The sequence below is a fragment of the Streptomyces longispororuber genome (genome assembly GCF_024448165.1).
Classification (GTDB): domain Bacteria; phylum Actinomycetota; class Actinomycetes; order Streptomycetales; family Streptomycetaceae; genus Streptomyces; species Streptomyces longispororuber_A.
Map to the genome: position 1 here is coordinate 16,040 of NZ_JAMOLN010000124.1, position 15,703 is coordinate 31,742.

A 15,703-nucleotide genomic window follows, 5' to 3' on the forward strand; every position below is an offset into this window, starting at 1 on the left:
CCGTGGCGTGACGCGAGCCGTACCGCCGCGGCCCGTGCCGACGCGCTGCTCGCCGAGATGACCCTCGAGGAGAAGATCGCCCAGCTCTTCGGCGTCTGGGTGGGTGCCTCCGCCGAGGGCGGCGACGTCGCTCCGCACCAGCACGACATGGAAGAGGTGGTGGACCTCGACGAGCTGCTCCCGCACGGGCTCGGCCAGCTGACCCGCCCCTTCGGCACCGCCCCGGTCGACCCCGCGCTCGGTGCGCTGTCCCTGGCGCGCACCCAGCGCCGTGTCGTGGCCGCGAACCGGTTCGGGATCCCGGCCTTCGCCCACGAGGAGTGCCTGGCCGGGTTCGCCGCGTGGGGTGCCACCGCGTACCCCGTGCCGCTGGCCTGGGGCGCCACGTTCGACCCGGACCTGGTCCGGCTGATGGCCGCGGCGATCGGCCGCGACCTGCGCTCGGTCGGCGTGCACCAGGGTCTGGCGCCGGTCCTGGACGTCGTACGCGACGCCCGCTGGGGCCGCGTCGAGGAGACCATCGGCGAGGACCCCTACCTCGTCGGCACCGTCGCCACCGCCTATGTGCAGGGCCTGGAGTCCGCCGGGATCGTCGCCACCCTCAAGCACTTCGCCGGCTACTCGGCCTCGCGCGCCGGACGCAACCTCGCGCCGGTGTCCATGGGCGGCCGGGAGTTCGCCGACGTGATCCTCCCGCCGTTCGAGATGGCGGTGCGGGAGAGCGGCGTACGGTCCGTCATGCACGCCTACACCGACATCGACGGCATTCCGTCGGCGTCCGACGAGCGGCTCCTGACCGAGCTGCTCCGCGACACCTGGGGCTTCGAAGGCACCGTCGTCGCCGACTACTTCGGCATCGCGTTCCTCAAGACGCTGCACGGTGTCGCCGGTTCACTCGGCGACGCGGCCGGAGCGGCGCTCGCGGCCGGCGTCGATGTCGAACTGCCCACGGTGAAGACGTTCGGCGAGCCCCTGCGCAAGGCCATAGCCGACGGCACCGTGCCGGAGTCCCTGGTGGACCGCGCCGCCCGCCGGGTGCTGCTGCAGAAGGTCGAGTCAGGCCTGCTCGACGCGGACTGGGACCCGACCCCACACGCGCTCGCGGGAATCACCGCCGAGCACGCCCGCGGGACCGTCGACCTGGACGGCGGACCGAACCGGGACCTGGCCCGTCGCGTCGCCGAGGAATCGGTGATCCTGCTGTCCAACGACGGCACGCTGCCCCTCACCGACGGCCGCGCCCCCGCCCGCATCGCCGTGATCGGCCCCAACGCCGAGACGCCCACAGCCGTCCTCGGCTGCTACTCCTTCCCCGTGCACGTCGGCAGCCGCACGCCCGACGCGCCGCTCGGCATCGACCTGCCCACGCTGCGCGAGGCGTTGGCGGCGGAGTTCCCCGACAGCGAGATCGTCACGACCGCAGGTCTCGCCGCGGCGGACGCCTCCGGGACCGAAGGCTTCGACGCGGCGATCGCCCTGGCCCGCGAGGCCGATCTCGTCATCGCCGCGCTCGGCGACCGGGCGGGGCTCTTCGGGCGCGGAACGAGCGGCGAGGGCTGCGACGCCGCATCCCTCTCGCTGCCCGGCGCCCAGGAACAGCTCCTCGACGCGCTCCTGGACACCGGCACGCCGGTCGTCGTGACCCTGCTCGCGGGCCGGCCCTACGCCCTGGGCCGCGCGGTGCAGGAGAGCGCGGCGATCGTGCAGACCTTCTTCCCCGGTGAGGAGGGCACGACCGCCCTGGCCGGGGTCCTCAGCGGCCGGGTGCGCCCCTCGGGACGACTCCCCGTCAGCGTCCCCCTCCGGCCGGGCGCCCAGCCGTCCACCTACCTCGCCCCCCGCCTGGGCCAGGCCACCGAGGTGTCCAACCTCGACCCGGCCCCGGCGTTCGGCTTCGGCCACGGCCTGACGTACACCACGTTCGACTGGAGCGAGCTGCGGGTCGACACCGAACTCGTCGCCACCGACGGCGAGTTCACGCTCGCCTGCACCGTCCGCAACAGCGGCACCCAGCCCGGCACCGAAGTGGTGCAGCTGTACCTGCACGACCCGGTCGCCTCCGTGGTGCAGCCGGTGCAGCGGCTCGTCGGCTACGTCCGCCTGCCGGAACTGGCACCGGGCGAGGCCGTACGGGTCCGGGCCACCGTGCCCGCCGACCTCGCGTCGTTCACCGGGCGTACGGGCCGGCGCATCGTCGAGCCCGGCGACCTGGAGCTGCGGTTGAGCGCGTCGAGCACCACGCCGCTGCTGACGGCGCGGGTCACCCTCTCCGGTCCCGTCCGGGAGGTCGATCACCGGCGCCGTCTGCACGCGCACTTCACGACGGAGCCGATGCCGCAGGCGTGACCTACGGGACGTGCCCGGCCGGATGTCAGGGCGGCCGGGCACGTCGGGGTCACTGGAGCCGGGACAAGCAGGTCGTCACCGGTCACGACCGTGGCTGCGCGGTGTCCACGATCCGCTCGAAGAAGAACTCGTGCTTGAGGAAGGAGACGTCGTACTCGTGGCCCGGGGACGGCGGGACGAGCTGCGAGGCCTGGATCAGCCGCCAGCCGTCGAGGAGGGCAGCGACTCCCGTCTCGTAGGGCGGCTCGTCGCTGTCGCCCGAGGTCGGGGTGGTGCGGCCGGTTCCGTCGTAGCGGGACCAGCCGACGACCCAGGAGTCCAGGGCCGAGTTCGCCAGGTACAGCACGAGTACTTGCTGCCGCAGCGTCGAGCTCGTGGTTGCCAGGCTGGTGGCCGTCGAGTCGGTGGTCGTCGAGTTGGCGGTCGTCGCGGCGGTGCTCATACGGCGGGCTCCTGAGGGCGGTTGGCGACCCTGGTCACCCAGTGGTCGAGGTCGAAGGTGTCGTCGCCGGTCAGCTCGCGCCACAGCATGACGCGGTTGTAGCGCTCGAGGCGGCCGCTGGCCTGCTCGTACCACGGGAAGTGCGCGTCGAGTTCGCTGCGCACCTGCGGATCGTCGACGTCCGAGGTGTCCCACAGGAGCCGTTGGCGGACCTGCGGGTTGAAGCGGACCTTGAACATGTAGCGGACGACGTCACTTTCGTTGCGGCGGCCGCCGTGCCAGATGCCGTGGTGCAGAAACACCACGGTGCCGGCCGGGCAGACGAGACGGTCCTGGCCGCGCAGGTTCTGGTAGCGGCCGGTGTCGGACTCGTTGGTGCGCCGCAGATGGCTGCCGGGCACACTGAGCGTGCCGCCCATCTCCAGGGTGACGTCCTGCGGGTAGTACATGAGCTGGACGTCGAAGGCGTCGGTCCGTACGTCGATGATGGCGTCGGCGTGCAGTGGCTGGGCCTCGCCGCCGCGGGGCTCGCGGATGTGCACGGCGTGGTGGTCGATGGTCGGCTCCGGGCCGACCAGACTGTGCACCGCACCTGCCACCTGCGGGAGTTCAAGGAGCCGTGCCACGAACGAGCCCTGGTCGTACGCCTTGGAGAGCGGTGTTCCGTACGGCACGCCCGGTACGCCGTCCGCCAGGACGCCCAGCGCCTCCGCGTTCATCTCGGGCGGCACCACCGCGTCCAGGCGCAGGGCGCCGCGGGCCACGAAGCGGGCCATCTGCACCGAGCTCAGCAGGCGCCTGCCCGCGTCCGGGGTCGTCTTCGCTGTTTCTTCCATGTCCGTCACGCTAGGAGTGACTCAGAAGGAACAGGTGGGCCATGCTCACCCACTACTGGTCAATAATCACCGTCATCCAAGATCGGCCCGTACCGCCCTCGGCGATGCCCCGAGTTCGCGGCGGCACGCCTTGTTGAACGCCTGCAGGTCCGGGATGCCCACGGTCGCGGCGACGGCGGGGATGGAGAGCGTGCTGGCCCGCAGTAGGTGGCGGGCCTGCGCCATCCTGCGCACCCGGAGGTAACCGATCACGGTCTCCCCCGTTGCCGCACGGAAGAGCCGGGTCAGATGGTTGTGCGAGACACCGGCCGCCCGCGCGATCTCCGGCACGGTGAGCGGCTCCGCGAGGCGTTCCTCGATGAAACTGACCGCCGCCACCACCGCCGCATGGGTGGCCGGAGCGACTCCGCCCTGCGCGGGCGCCAGTTCGGCCACCCGCCACAGGGCCGCCCACACCTCGGCCACCGCTCGCCCGGGAGTGCTCGGCCAGGCGGCCAGGGCCTGCCTCAACTGCCCTTCGAGCAAGCCCACTTGCCGTCCGGCGTGCTGAACGGCCGCCACCTCCCGGGGTTCCGCGGCCGACCCGAGCCTCAGGTGGACGTAGAGGTGCTCGGAGCGGCCCCGGTACCGGTACCGGACCGGCGTTCCCGGCGGCACCAGGCTGACGCTGCCGGGGCGGATCTCGTACGCGACACCGTCGACGGTGAGGTCGGCCTCGTAGTCGTAGAGGTGGAACTGCCACAGATCCGGCAGCTGGAAGTCGTCCACGTGCCCCGCCGGTCCGTGAATGCCGACGCCGATCGCGACGGGGACGGGCGGCTCGTCGAGAGGAACGAGGACGGTTGAGGAGTGCGTATTGCTCACCCGTCCATGATCCTGCCGGACCACGACTCCTCACCTCGGCGTGTTGCCCGCCGGCCCCGGAGTCAGTGCTCGACGCTGACCCGGAACACGGGGTGGTCGGGAAGGGCGGCCAAGAGCTCGGCGTCCGTGGACTTTACGGTGATGCCCTGGAAGTACTGGTTGACCTCCCAGCCCCAACGCTCCAAGTAGGCGCGGACAACCGCCGCCTTGTGCGCGTCGTCCGCGATCTCCGTTGCGGCGAACGTGCGGGTCCTACGCCCCACCCGCAGCTCGCCGCCACCTGCCACCCGCATGTTGCGCACCCACTGCGAATGGCCTCGCGCCGAGACGAGGTACTGCACGCCCTCGTAGGTGTGGAGGTTCACCGGGATGCGCTGCATCTGCCCACTCTTGCGACCCCGCACCGACAACTCCTGCGAACCCATCAGGCTGACGCCATGCCGCGCCAGCCAGCCGACGACGCTGTTCATACGGATGGCGAAGGCGCTGCCCTGCAGGTAGTACGGCTGCGACATGGTGACCCCCGGTGTTGGAGAGGACGGATCTCTAGATTTGGAGAGCAGCGCTCTCACTTGAGATCAGTGTGCACCGGATCGGTGCGCGAAAGCAAGAGCAGTGCTCTCGTTATTGTTCGGTGCTCCGATTCCATGCGGCGGATGGACGGGATCATGCAAGCCCCCACCGGGATTCCTCGCCTGGCAGGAGCCTCAGTGGTTCTTCCACTGTGGCGATGGGGCCGCGTTCGTCGGCCTGGCCGGTGCCGCCGAACTCGCCGTATTTCCAGAGGCGTTGGACATGCTGCGCCGCGAAGCGAGCGGCTGGGGTCGGCCGTCGGTTCAGGTCGAGCACTTCCTGGGCTCACTGGACAAGGACGGCGAGGCGACGGCATATCTCTTCCGGTGCCGGGTCTGCGCAACCCACCTCGCCTACTCCGACTTCGCGTAGGCCCTGACGGCGAGACGTACGGAACGCCGGCTCGCGTCATTCACTGCGCGGGCCTTCCTCTCCCCCTGTGGCCGCCCCGAGCCACGGCCTCAGACCCTGTTGCGCGACCTTCAGCACCTCATCCGGAGGCAACTCGTCAGCACGCTTGATCACGACGAGACCCCAGTCCTCCCGGCGGACCGCGGCAAGCGTCACCGCACGCTCACGCCACAAGTACTTCACCGCCGAAGACACGTCGGCCACCGGAGGACTCACCCGATACCTCGCGAGCTTCTCGACGTACCAGTCCAGCCACTGCGCGCCATCCCTCGCCGCGGCTCGAACCAGTGCGGACTCGGCGTCGCCGTCGAGAAAGACCATGACCAGCCGGACCGGTGCGAGAACCGCGGTGAGGTCGGCCATGAAAGCGTCGATGGCCTCTCCCCCGTGCCCCATGGCCAACAACGTGGGCAGGAACGGCATCAAGGCGTCCGCGACCACCACGTCATCGCCGCTCGCTGCGACCGCATCGACGAACTTCGCGGTCCCGGCAATCAGCGTGCCCAGCGCGACTGTGCCGGTCGCCTTGAACTCCTCGGCCACCGCTGCGAACTGCGGGCGGGTCAGGATCTCTTCTTCGTGGAAGTGGTCCACCCGCAGTCCCGTATCTGCCAGCCATCGGGACAGTCCGGTACACAGCGTCGACTTGCCCACGCCGGGAGACGCTCCCCACACCGTGATCAGAACGGTCATGGCCGTCGACCCCGATGGGATCCCGGCCAGTCGTGCCGCCGGCACAAGTGTCGGCGGCACGAGCGAGGCCGCAGGACGGATCAGCCGCTGTTCGTCTTCTCCCGGGGCTGATCCCAACGGGCCACTTCGCCGAGCACCAGGTCCACCGCGAAGAACGCGAGAAGCGGGATCCCGAGGAGCGGTACGTAGGAGCCGAGCGCGGCGATCAGCAGTGCGGCCGGGACGGTCACGTACCAGGGCAGCGCGCGCAGCGCCCCGCGCGGGATCGGCCTCCCGAAGGACGTGCCGCGGCCGCGCAGCCACCACATGCGGTAGCCCCACAGGATCAGGAGGATCAGAGCGAGGGCGAGCGCGGCCAGGGCGATCTGGTTGGCGAGGCCGAACAGGTTGCCGGTGTGTGCGTCGATGCCCCAGCGGGTCAGCTTCGCGAGCAGCGGATAGTCCTCGAACCGCAGGGTGTCGGTGACCACGCCGGAGGTGGGGTCGATCGCGATCGCGTCCTGCTTCTCGGGCCAGCTGCGCTGGATCTGCTTGACGACGTACGCCGATGCGGTGTCGGCGGGCGGAACGATCTCCACGGGGTTGGACAGGCCCTGATCGCGGGCCGTCTCGAGGACCGCGTCCAGCCCCACCTTCACGTGCGCGGAGTCCGCTGCTTCCGGCCCCATATCCATGCCGGGCATCGAGCCCGTGGCGGCGTGGCCCTCGTGGCCCGCGCCCACCGTGGCGGTGACTGACGGGGTGGCCTGGCCGAGTGCGTCGCGCAGGTCGCTGATGCTCGTTCCCGCGTACGTCGACCAGGTCAGGCCGGTGGCGGAGAGGAAGAACAGGCCGGCCGCAGCCCATACGCCCACGGAGCCGTGCAGGCCGAGCGTCCGCCGCCGTCCGCTGGTGCCGCGAATCGTCCGGCGGGCTCGACGGCGGCTGAACCAGAGGACGAGGCCGCCGCCGGTGATCACCCACAGCCAGCTGGCGGCGAGTTCGCTGTAGAGGCGGCCGCTCTCGCCCAGGTGGAGGTCGCGGTGGAGGTCGTCGATCCAGGTGCGCAGGGGCAGGGCTCCGGTGGAGCCGTACTGCTCGAGTGCGCCGCGGACCTCTCCGTTGTACGGGTTCACGAACACGGCGAGGGTGTGGTCGGGGTCCACTCCCGGCACTCCGGAGAGCAGGACGCGGGTGGTCGCGCCCGGTTCCGGCGACGGGCGCACCGCGCTGAGCGTGCCCTCGGGACGGGCTTGGCGGGCGGCTGCGACCTGCTTGCTGATGGAGAGCTCGGACTTGCCTACGGGGACCCGCAGTTCATGGTCGTACACGATCTTCTCGGCCTGGAACGAGCCCGCGTACAACAGGCCGGTGAACGCGGCGACGAGGAGGAACGGGGCCACGAACACCCCGGCGTAGAAATGCAGTCGCAGGATCAAGGGGCGCAGGGCGCTCCAGGGGGACGAGGCGGGCGGTGGAGCGGAGGTGGTGGATGGAGTGGGCTGGGCGGATGGGTCCGTGGACACGGACATGGGGCACTCCTAGTGATGACGCGCGAGGCGCGAGGCATGGGGACGGACGTTGGCCCTGCAGGTGTGCCGGGTCAGGCTGCGGGGGCCTCGCGGAGCGGTTCGGCCGGCGCTGCGGGGAGTTCGCTCCCTGCGATGCCGTCGTCGAGGTCGGGCAGCCGCCAGGCCAGGGCGAGGTCGCCGTCGGCCGCCTGCGCATCGGCGCTGATCTGTGCGACGTCGCGGGGAACCGTCGCCCACGACGTCATCGACGCGTCACGTGGAAATGGGGCAAGGGGCAGGGCAGGAGTGATCACCTGGTGTCCTTCTCGGAGATCCGGGATCCGGAGCCGCTGCCAGGGATGCAGACGCGGAGGCGCGTGCGGGTAGCCGCGGTCCGGTGAAAGGGGTACGGCCCGTACGGGCCGATGCCCGCAGCCGTCCGTCCGTCAGGGCGCGAAGCGCCACGGTGACGGCTTGGGCTACAGGGAACCAGCTGTCGTGAGTCGTTCAGACGACAGCAGGGTGCCCCGGTGGCCCCCGAGAGGTGATCGCGTGGACGAGTAGAAGCCGGCGCGGCCTGCGCACCGTGCCGGTACGGCGCCCCCGTACGCGCGGGCGGTGCGGGGTCATGGGGAGCAGCAGGGCGGCCAGTCGCAGCGGTGCCACGAACCAGCCCGCCAGCGCCCGCAGGATCCGGAAGGCGGCCCGCTCGCCGTGCGCGAGCCACACGCCACACAACAGGGCGGCCAGCAGGTGCCCGGCGACCATACCGGCCGAGGGGATGCCGCCCATGTCATGCCCCATGGACGGCATGGAGGACGAGGCACCCATGGAGCCCACGGAATCCATTTCCGTCATGGCGCCTGTGAACGCCCGCGACTCCGCCGCATCGGCCCACGACTGTGCGACCGAGAACGCCGCGTGCAGACCTGCCTGGGCGGTCACGGTGAGGGTCACGACCGTGGAGGTTCGGCGCTCGCTGCCGGCCGGGCCCCACACGACGGCACCGATGAAGAAGGTCCCTAGCGCCACTACCCACCAGGGCACCGCGTGCCCCGACATCACAGCGTGGCCGAGGGCAGCGAGCAGCACGCAGACGGCCGCGAACACCGCGGCCCGTACCGTGCGTGCTACCCACCCGACAGTCATGGCGGCCTCATCCTCGCATCCCCGTGCCAGACGTCACGGGTCAGCTCGAAGATTGCCCACGTACCTCCCGCACCACCCCACGTATGACGCAGGTCACACCAACGCGTCGCATCGCAGCCGCAGTTGGGCCCGGCCGCTCCGGCTCCTGCGCGCGCCTCACCTCACAAGGCGGCCGTCGCCGCATTCCCGAGCACTCATCGAGAGCCGTAGGGCAGCAGCGCCATCTCACGGGCGTTCTTGACCGCCTGTGCGATCTGCCGCTGCTGCTGACGGCTGACGTGGGTCACGCGACGGCTGCGGATCTTCCCGCGGTCGGAGATGAACTTCCTCAGCAGGTCGGTGTTCTTGTAGTCGATGTACGTGATGCCGGCGGCGTCCAGCGGGTTGACGCGCGGGCGCTTCACCGTCTGGCGGCGGTTGTTGTTCAGGCTTCGGGGCATGGCGGGGCGGTCCTCTTTTCTTCGGGTGCGGCGGAACTCGTAGGGGCAGGTATGGGTCGCACTCAGGCAGCCGGGTCGAGCAAGCCGTCGAAGGCGTGCGGGAGTCGGCTCCAGCCGTCCCTGCCCGTCGCGTACTCGTCGTCGGTGAGCAGACACGAGTCGAGCAGGGTTTGCAGGCCGTCGCGGTCGAGGCCGGGCGAGGTGAAGGTGAGGTACTGTCCACGATCTCCGTGCTCGGGATGCCAGTCCAAAGAGGCGGCGACGCGACGCTCGACCGGGACCATCTCCCAGGCCGCCTCCGGCAGAGCGGCAAGCCACGGTCCGCCCGATTCCACGCACAGCGCGCCGCCTGCCGCGTCCCACGCGAGCAGCGTGTCGGGCCGGTCTGCCAGCCAGAACCGCCCACGGCTGCGGGCGGCGGCACAGGTCACGTCTTCCAGGGCGGCGTAGAGGCGCCCCGGATGGAAGGGGCGTTCGCCGCGCCAGACGAGGGTGGTGACACCGTGCTCGTCGCACTCCTGCGGCAGCAGCGCACATGCGGGATGCATCCGGGCGGCGGCCGCTGCCATGTCGAAGCCTGCCAGCAGAGCGGAGCCCAGACCGCCTCCGTCCTCCACCGGTATCGCGCGCGCACCCGGTGTGAGCTGGTCGAGCAGCGCGCGGTCACTGTCGTCAGCGCCCTCGCGCCCTCCCCCGTCCGGGTCGCTCTCCGCCAGGGCGATCACGGTCGGGTACTCCAGCTGCCGGGCGAAGGTGTCGGCGACCGTGCGCTGGTCGGTGGGTGCGGCGGCGAGACCCACGTCGGCCAGGTCGTCCCCGTTGCCCAGGTACGGCAGGACCAGCGCGGGGTCGACCGCCGTGGCGACCCCAGTGAGGACCAGCGGCGAACCCGCGGCGGCGATGACCGCGGCCATCGCCTGCGGCTCGACCGAGTCCCACAACTCCACGACGGCCAGGCGGTGTTGCCTCTCCTCTGCAAGTCGCAGCAGCTCGGGCACCAGGTCCTCGCGCAACGCGCAGCACGCGCAGTCGTTCACCAGGGGCGCCTCGCCGCTGCTCAGCAGGCCGACAGCGTCGCGCACCGTGCGGCGCACCGCACGGTCGACGGCGCCGGTCAGGTCGTGGTGCAGCGCCACCGAGTTCGGATGCGCGCGCAGAATCCCCTCCACGGCCGCCCTGCGGGCGTCCGCGTGCAGCCCGGCGACGATCACGACCGGCATCCGTGCCGGGTCCTCGCTCATCGCCCGCTCCGTCCGCGTCCGTAGTGCCGCTCACCCCGGCCCACGGTGCCCGTCGAACGGGAGAGGAAGGCATGGCCGCCGACGCGGTCGTACGGGTGTGGTGCGCGCCGGTCGGGGTCGATCCTGCGGTTCATGCGGGTCACATGGCTGCCACTGGCGCCGACGGCGGACCTCGGCTCCGCGATCGGACACAGTTCGGTACAAGTCATGGGCAGCACCATACACGGCATTGGTTTTCATTTTCATTAAGCTGATACGGTGCTCCCCTCACCCAAGGAGGAACCATGTCCGCACACTGCCAACTCACCGGACGCCGACCCGGCTTCGGCCACCGCATCTCCCACTCGCACCGCCGCACCAAGCGCCGCTTCGACCCCAACATCCAGCACAAGCGCTACTGGCTGGCCGGCGAAGGCCGCCACGTCCGACTCACTCTCTCCACCAAGGGCATCAAGACGGTCGACACGATCGGCATCGAAGCCGCAGTGGCCCGCATCCGCGCCCGCGGAGGCAACGTCTGATGGCGAAGAAGAGCAAGATCGCGAAGAACGACCGGCGCCGCCGCACCGTCGCGCGCCACGCCGCCCGCCGCGCCGAACTCAAGGCGACCATCTCCTCACCCCGGACCACGGACGACGAACGCGACGCCGCGCAGCGTGAGTTTTACCGCCAGCCACGTGACGCCAGCGCCACCCGCCTGCGCAACCGCGATGCCGTGGACGGCCGCCCCCGCGGACACCTGCGCGCCTTCGGCCTGTCCCGCATCCGGGTCCGCGAGATGGCCCACGCAGGCCTGCTACCCGGAGTGAGGAAGAGCAGCTGGTGACTCCGCCCGAGCCACGCCGCGTTGCGCCACGGCCTTCAGGAAGGTCGGCGGCGCACCGCCGTGGTGAGGCCGACGATGAAGAGAGTGGCGAACATCCAGGCGGCGACCTGGGCGATCCACGTCGCGAGAATGAACGTGAGTCCTGCCGTGCCCGAACCGGTTTCGCAGCCCTCGAGTTGCTGGATGCGCAGCAGCGGCAGGCTGGCCTCGATGGCGCGGCCGACGCGTTGCACGCCGTGGCATCCTGCTCCGTCGAGGCCCCCACCCCACAGGGCGAGCAGGCTCATCAGGACGAAGATCCCCACGAGCCCGAACACCGCGCGCCAGGGCTGGTGGCCAAACCCGATGGTCACTCCTGCCAGCTTCTGCCAGACCCGCAGGAAGGGGCCCTGCCTGTCCGACCTCTTCAGTTGATCGCGGTACTGGGCCATGAGGATCTGGCGGGCCTCCCGCTCATCCCCCTGGTCCCGATAGCGGCCCGCGAGGTGCTGGTAGGGCTGTGAGGTGTAGGCGGGCGTGTCCTGTGCCAGTACCCGGATCCAGTCCTTGACCGTGATTCTCGGATCCAGGACACCGAAGACCGTGTCGTCGAGCGCAAGCAGCTTGCGCCGGGTGTTCACACGGTTGTCCTCAATGGTCTGCGGCGAGATCGCCAGGCGTCCGCGCACGCTGGTGTTCCGCAGGTCGATCATCGGCGGGGCGAAGGAGTCCACCGACGAGCCCCTGGCCATGACGGTGACGGCATCGGCTCGAAGGTCGGCGAGCACTTCCATCGATCGGGCGGAGAGCGCCGGCCCACGCGTGGCTTCGAGGTGGGACGCGCTCAGGTCAAGTACCCCTTCGATCTTGGAAGCGTGCAGCCGCACCACTCCGTCGCTCCCGCCGCCTCGCGCCGTGAACCCGGAGTCCAGCCGCAGGTCACCGCCGACCTTGAGCTGGACGGCGAACAGCGCCGTCCCCAGCTCGTTCACTATCCGGGTCCTCGACAGGGACATGTAGCCGCCGACGCGTGCGCTGAACACGTTGACCGCGGCGGCCCGGTCGGTGTGGCTGGTGAACGTGGAGTGGTCGAGGCGGACATCACCGTCCACGACGGCCCGCTGGGCATTCATCACGCAACCGCTGCTGTTCTGGTGGTGCGCTTTCACCATGGACAACGTGCCTGCCACCCAGGAGTTGAACAGGTTCACGGTCGATCGGTCCCCGGTCCCCGCGATCCGGGTCTCATCAAGGTCGAAGTCGCCCTCGACCTTCAGCCGGCTCGCGACCAGGGCCGGCCCCGCGGAGTTCTCGATCCGCGTCTGCTTCAGGTTGACCTTGCCCCCGACGGCCGCGTCGACCAACGAGACGATGGCGTACGTGCCAGAGGCGCCGGTCGCGGTGGCACCGCGCATGCGCAGCCCATTGGCGACCCTCATCCGGTCGGCCTGAACCGCCGGCCCCTGCCCGTTCTCCAGCACCGTGCCCGAAAGGTACAGGCGCCCTCCGACCGACGCTCCGCGCAGTGTCAGCAGGGCGTCCCGGTCACGGCCGACGATGGAGCCCCGCTCGAAATGCAGATCACCGTTGACCACCAGGTTGGTCGCATCCACGGCGGGGCCGCACGCATGGCTGATGGAGATGCCGGCGGCGAGCACACAACCGGATATCTCCGCGCCGTGCAGCGACAGGGCAGCCTGGTGGGCGTTGCCGAGCACATGCGCGCGCTCCATCCGGAGGTCGAAGCGCAGCACGAGGTTGTCGGCGGAAACACACGGACCGGCTCCGTCCTCGAAGAGGCTGCCGCTCAGATCGAGCGACGACAGCCGCGCGTTCCGTAACGACAGACCATCCCGGAAGTGGCAGTCGACCATGCGCACATTGGCCTCGGTCGTCAGACAGTCGAGATCGAGGCGACCCTCGATCACCAGCCCTTGGAGATGGACGCAGTGCGAGCTGTCCTTCTCCCGAGACCGGAGGCGGAACGCGTCCCGGACCGCCGAGGCCTGGACGACACGGTCCACTCCCCACGTCCGCATCGCCTCCGGGAGTTTGGACTCGGCACGCAGGACGACCGCAGGCCCGTCCTGACAAATGTGGGCACGAGCCGCACCTTCAAGATCCAAACCAGATGAACCACCACTGGATGCCCCCGACATACATCCACCATACGAAGGCCGGGCGAAGTCGGACAGAGGGTTGCGTCCCCCGCCTGACCTCCACGGTCGGTCCGGCTCAGGGGCTGTCCGCGGGCTCGATCGCCCCGTTACGAGTGAAGGCCGCCCCGATACGGGTGAAGGCCGCCCCGATCAACTGGAGTGCGCACCCCGGCACGAACGCCTGGCCCGCGGGAATCCACATGACAGCCGCAACGTCTTCGCGCCAAGCGCGATCCCGATTATCGCAGCGCTGTTATATTAGCGCTGTGACATCTCCCGATCCCACAGCGCTACCCGACCCCTGGCACTCCCTGCACGAGCTCCTGGCGGCCATGGACGCCGAGATCGAGCAGGTCTACCTCGACCGCGGCATCCAAGGGGTGCGACCGCGATTCGCCTATCCCCTGATCCGCCTCGCCCACACCGGGCCCCTCACCATTCGCGAGCTTGCGAAGTCCCTGGACCGCTCGCACTCGGCGATCAGCCAAACCATCGCCGCGATGCGCAAGGAGGGTCTGGTCACCTCCGAGCCCGGGCCCGACGCCCGCACCCGGCGCATCGACCTGACCGAGCGCGGCCGGTCGCTGGTGCCGTTCCTGGAGGCGGAGTGGCGCGCCACCCACGAAACCGTCGCCGAACTCGACAGCGAGGTCCCGTACGCGATGACCGCAGTTGTCGCGGAAGTACGGCAGGCACTGCTGCGCCGCTCCATGCGACAGCGGATCCTCCATCACCTCGTCGAGCCGCCGCGATGAGGCGGCGCGCCCGCGTCCGGTTCCTCGACATCCGCCCGCTGCGCAGCAGTCAGTCGTTTCGGGACCTGTGGATCGGCACCTTCGCGTCCCAACTCGGCGGACAGATAGCCAACGTGGCAGTGCTGGCCCAGGTCTGGGACCTCACCGGCAGCCCGGTCGGCACCGGTGCCATCGGGCTGGCGACCGGTCTGCCGATGGTGCTGTTCGGGCTGCTCGGCGGCACGTTGGCCGACACCTTCGACCGCCGGGCCGTGGTGCGGGCAACCACCGCGGGCCAACTACTGGCCGCCGCAGGGCTGTGCGCCCAGGCCCTCGCGCACAACCGAAACGTGCTCCTGCTGCTCGCCCTCGTGGCCATGGGGACGACCTGCGGCGCTCTCGGAGCTCCCGCCCGGCGCACCTTCCCGGTCCGGCTGTTGCCCGACCACCAGGTCGCGGCCGGACTCGCCCTGACCAACGTCTCCTTCCAGGCATCGATGCTGGCCGGTCCCGCGGTGGCCGGGCTGATCATCGCTCGCTGGGAACTCCCTGCCGCCTACGCCACCCAGGTCGTGGCCGCGGCAGTCTCCGTACTTGCGGTGATCCGCCTGCCTGCCATGCGGCCCGAAGGGGTTGCGACGGGCGGTGGCAGGCGCCGGCCGGAGCGCGGCGGCTGGCGGATCGTCCTGCGCCGCCCGACCCTGTGGGGTTCGATGGCCACCGACTTGTCCGCAACGCTGCTGGCCATGCCCATCGCGCTCTTCCCACTCGTCAACGAAACCCGCTTCGGGGGAAACCCGCAGACCCTCGGCCTGTTCCTCTCGGCCGTCGCGGTCGGGGGAATCACGGCCGGTCTGCTCTCCGGCACGGTGACGCGGTGGCGGCGTGGCGGCCTGGTGCAGCTGGCCGCAGCCGCCGTCTGGGGCCTGGCACTGGCCTGCTTCGGCCTGGCGGGGCCGTTGTGGCTGGCGCTCGGATGCCTGGCCGTGGCGGGCGCGGCCGACACCGTGTCCGTCGTCACCCGCAGCGCCCTGGTGCAGTTGGAGACACCGGACGCATACCGGGGGCGCGTCTCCTCGGTAGAGCACGTCATCGGTGTCGCAGGCCCTGAACTCGGCAACTTCCGCGGCGGCCTGCTGGCATCGGCCACCTCCGCCTCCTTCTCTCTGGTCTTCGGCGGGCTGTCCGCCGTCGTGGCGATCGCCGCCGTAACTCTGACCAACGCACCTCTTCGCGCCTACCGCACGCCACCGGCCACCGCGAAGCCGACGACCCATGACCATGAGGTCAGCGACACAGCGGCGGCCGCTCGTTGAGTTCACCCACTCGCCTCCAGCTTTGACGCCCGTGGAGTGCATCTCGGCTCCCTGCTCCACGGGCGACATCCCGCAGCCGTGCCGTCGGACGGCCAACTCAGCTTCCCCGCAACCGCGTTGGAGGCGACCTCCAAGGAAGTGCATTGCGAGGTGAATGGCGTTCACCTACAGTGGTGAACGCCATTCACCTCCAAAGGGGGTTGC

At 70.3% G+C, this 15,703-nt stretch carries 18 protein-coding genes; 6 read left to right on the forward strand and 12 right to left on the reverse strand.

The window, feature by feature from the left end; genetic code table 11:
- Nucleotides 1-57 precede the first annotated feature (57 nt).
- On the forward strand, nt 58-2,346 hold the full coding sequence (locus tag M4J07_RS29715) for a beta-xylosidase/alpha-l-arabinosidase (RefSeq protein ID WP_374215105.1): 2,289 nt from the start codon (nt 58-60) through the stop codon (nt 2,344-2,346).
- Between the two features lie 82 nt (nt 2,347-2,428).
- Here the strand turns inward: M4J07_RS29715 and M4J07_RS29720 are convergent, their stop codons facing one another.
- From M4J07_RS29720 to M4J07_RS29735, 4 genes are all read right to left on the reverse strand, one after another.
- Nucleotides 2,429-2,710: a hypothetical protein gene (locus tag M4J07_RS29720; RefSeq protein WP_255976683.1), complete on the reverse strand. Its 282-nt coding sequence runs from the start codon at nt 2,708-2,710 to the stop codon at nt 2,429-2,431.
- Between the two features lie 74 nt (nt 2,711-2,784).
- Nucleotides 2,785-3,624, reverse strand: a complete 840-nt coding sequence (locus M4J07_RS29725) for a phytanoyl-CoA dioxygenase family protein (RefSeq protein WP_255976645.1) — start codon at nt 3,622-3,624, stop codon at nt 2,785-2,787.
- A gap of 72 nt (nt 3,625-3,696) precedes the next feature.
- Complete coding sequence (locus tag M4J07_RS29730) at nt 3,697-4,488, reverse strand: helix-turn-helix transcriptional regulator (RefSeq protein ID WP_255976647.1); 792 nt, start codon at nt 4,486-4,488, stop codon at nt 3,697-3,699.
- A gap of 62 nt (nt 4,489-4,550) precedes the next feature.
- Nucleotides 4,551-5,003: a nitroreductase/quinone reductase family protein gene (locus M4J07_RS29735; RefSeq protein ID WP_255976649.1), complete on the reverse strand. Its 453-nt coding sequence runs from the start codon at nt 5,001-5,003 to the stop codon at nt 4,551-4,553.
- A gap of 100 nt (nt 5,004-5,103) precedes the next feature.
- Here M4J07_RS29735 and M4J07_RS29740 point away from each other — a divergent pair, with 100 nt between their 5' ends.
- Nucleotides 5,104-5,433: a CbrC family protein gene (locus M4J07_RS29740; RefSeq protein WP_255976651.1), complete on the forward strand. Its 330-nt coding sequence runs from the start codon at nt 5,104-5,106 to the stop codon at nt 5,431-5,433.
- Nucleotides 5,434-5,469: 36 nt separating this feature from the next.
- On the opposite strand, the gene M4J07_RS29745 is transcribed toward M4J07_RS29740, so the two are convergent.
- The 7 genes from M4J07_RS29745 to M4J07_RS29775 form a co-directional block, all read right to left on the reverse strand.
- Nucleotides 5,470-6,165, reverse strand: a complete 696-nt coding sequence (locus M4J07_RS29745; RefSeq protein ID WP_255976653.1) for a hypothetical protein — start codon at nt 6,163-6,165, stop codon at nt 5,470-5,472.
- Between the two features lie 80 nt (nt 6,166-6,245).
- A complete protein-coding gene (locus M4J07_RS29750) occupies nt 6,246-7,676 on the reverse strand; it encodes a PepSY-associated TM helix domain-containing protein (RefSeq protein ID WP_255976655.1) in 1,431 nt (476 codons plus the stop codon).
- Nucleotides 7,677-7,747: 71 nt separating this feature from the next.
- On the reverse strand, nt 7,748-7,921 hold the full coding sequence (locus tag M4J07_RS29755) for a hypothetical protein (protein ID WP_255976657.1): 174 nt from the start codon (nt 7,919-7,921) through the stop codon (nt 7,748-7,750).
- 241 nt (nt 7,922-8,162) lie between these two features.
- On the reverse strand, nt 8,163-8,804 hold the full coding sequence (locus M4J07_RS29760) for a hypothetical protein (protein ID WP_255976659.1): 642 nt from the start codon (nt 8,802-8,804) through the stop codon (nt 8,163-8,165).
- Nucleotides 8,805-8,998: 194 nt separating this feature from the next.
- Nucleotides 8,999-9,244 (reverse strand): 30S ribosomal protein S18, encoded by a 246-nt coding sequence (rpsR, locus tag M4J07_RS29765; RefSeq protein WP_255976661.1) that lies wholly within the window; start codon nt 9,242-9,244, stop codon nt 8,999-9,001.
- A gap of 62 nt (nt 9,245-9,306) precedes the next feature.
- Nucleotides 9,307-10,485, reverse strand: coding sequence for a CobW family GTP-binding protein (locus M4J07_RS29770; protein WP_255976663.1), 1,179 nt, complete (start codon nt 10,483-10,485; stop codon nt 9,307-9,309).
- Nucleotides 10,482-10,694 carry a hypothetical protein gene (locus M4J07_RS29775; protein ID WP_255976665.1) on the reverse strand — a complete coding sequence of 71 codons (213 nt, stop codon included), beginning with the start codon at nt 10,692-10,694 and terminating at the stop codon, nt 10,482-10,484. The genes M4J07_RS29770 and M4J07_RS29775 overlap by 4 nt, the downstream gene beginning before the upstream one ends.
- Nucleotides 10,695-10,769: 75 nt before the next feature.
- Here M4J07_RS29775 and rpmB point away from each other — a divergent pair, with 75 nt between their 5' ends.
- Complete coding sequence (rpmB, locus tag M4J07_RS29780) at nt 10,770-11,006, forward strand: 50S ribosomal protein L28 (protein ID WP_255976667.1); 237 nt, start codon at nt 10,770-10,772, stop codon at nt 11,004-11,006.
- Nucleotides 11,006-11,311, forward strand: a complete 306-nt coding sequence (gene rpsN / locus M4J07_RS29785; RefSeq protein ID WP_255976669.1) for a 30S ribosomal protein S14 — start codon at nt 11,006-11,008, stop codon at nt 11,309-11,311. Before rpmB ends, rpsN begins: the two co-directional genes overlap by 1 nt.
- A 35-nt stretch (nt 11,312-11,346) precedes the next feature.
- Here rpsN and M4J07_RS29790 read toward each other — a convergent pair whose 3' ends face one another.
- Entirely contained in the window at nt 11,347-13,314 is a 1,968-nt protein-coding gene (locus M4J07_RS29790) for a hypothetical protein (RefSeq protein WP_255976671.1), read from the reverse strand.
- Between the two features lie 401 nt (nt 13,315-13,715).
- Here M4J07_RS29790 and M4J07_RS29795 point away from each other — a divergent pair, with 401 nt between their 5' ends.
- Nucleotides 13,716-14,204 (forward strand): MarR family winged helix-turn-helix transcriptional regulator, encoded by a 489-nt coding sequence (locus M4J07_RS29795; RefSeq protein WP_255976673.1) that lies wholly within the window; start codon nt 13,716-13,718, stop codon nt 14,202-14,204.
- Complete coding sequence (locus tag M4J07_RS29800; RefSeq protein ID WP_255976675.1) at nt 14,201-15,499, forward strand: MFS transporter; 1,299 nt, start codon at nt 14,201-14,203, stop codon at nt 15,497-15,499. Before M4J07_RS29795 ends, M4J07_RS29800 begins: the two co-directional genes overlap by 4 nt.
- The last annotated feature ends 204 nt before the right edge of the window (nt 15,500-15,703 follow it).

Coding starts and splice junctions, on each gene's coding strand:
- M4J07_RS29775 (WP_255976665.1), bottom strand. CDS start 10,694: ATGACTTGTACCGAACTGTGTCCGATCGCGGAGCCGAGGTCCGCCGTC.
- M4J07_RS29750 (WP_255976655.1), bottom strand. CDS start 7,676: ATGTCCGTGTCCACGGACCCATCCGCCCAGCCCACTCCATCCACCACC.
- rpsR (WP_255976661.1), bottom strand. CDS start 9,244: ATGCCCCGAAGCCTGAACAACAACCGCCGCCAGACGGTGAAGCGCCCG.
- M4J07_RS29770 (WP_255976663.1), bottom strand. CDS start 10,485: ATGAGCGAGGACCCGGCACGGATGCCGGTCGTGATCGTCGCCGGGCTG.
- M4J07_RS29715 (WP_374215105.1), top strand. CDS start 58: ATGACCCTCGAGGAGAAGATCGCCCAGCTCTTCGGCGTCTGGGTGGGT.
- rpmB (WP_255976667.1), top strand. CDS start 10,770: ATGTCCGCACACTGCCAACTCACCGGACGCCGACCCGGCTTCGGCCAC.
- M4J07_RS29725 (WP_255976645.1), bottom strand. CDS start 3,624: ATGGAAGAAACAGCGAAGACGACCCCGGACGCGGGCAGGCGCCTGCTG.
- M4J07_RS29760 (WP_255976659.1), bottom strand. CDS start 8,804: ATGACTGTCGGGTGGGTAGCACGCACGGTACGGGCCGCGGTGTTCGCG.
- rpsN (WP_255976669.1), top strand. CDS start 11,006: ATGGCGAAGAAGAGCAAGATCGCGAAGAACGACCGGCGCCGCCGCACC.
- M4J07_RS29755 (WP_255976657.1), bottom strand. CDS start 7,921: ATGACGTCGTGGGCGACGGTTCCCCGCGACGTCGCACAGATCAGCGCC.
- M4J07_RS29735 (WP_255976649.1), bottom strand. CDS start 5,003: ATGTCGCAGCCGTACTACCTGCAGGGCAGCGCCTTCGCCATCCGTATG.
- M4J07_RS29800 (WP_255976675.1), top strand. CDS start 14,201: ATGAGGCGGCGCGCCCGCGTCCGGTTCCTCGACATCCGCCCGCTGCGC.
- M4J07_RS29745 (WP_255976653.1), bottom strand. CDS start 6,165: ATGACCGTTCTGATCACGGTGTGGGGAGCGTCTCCCGGCGTGGGCAAG.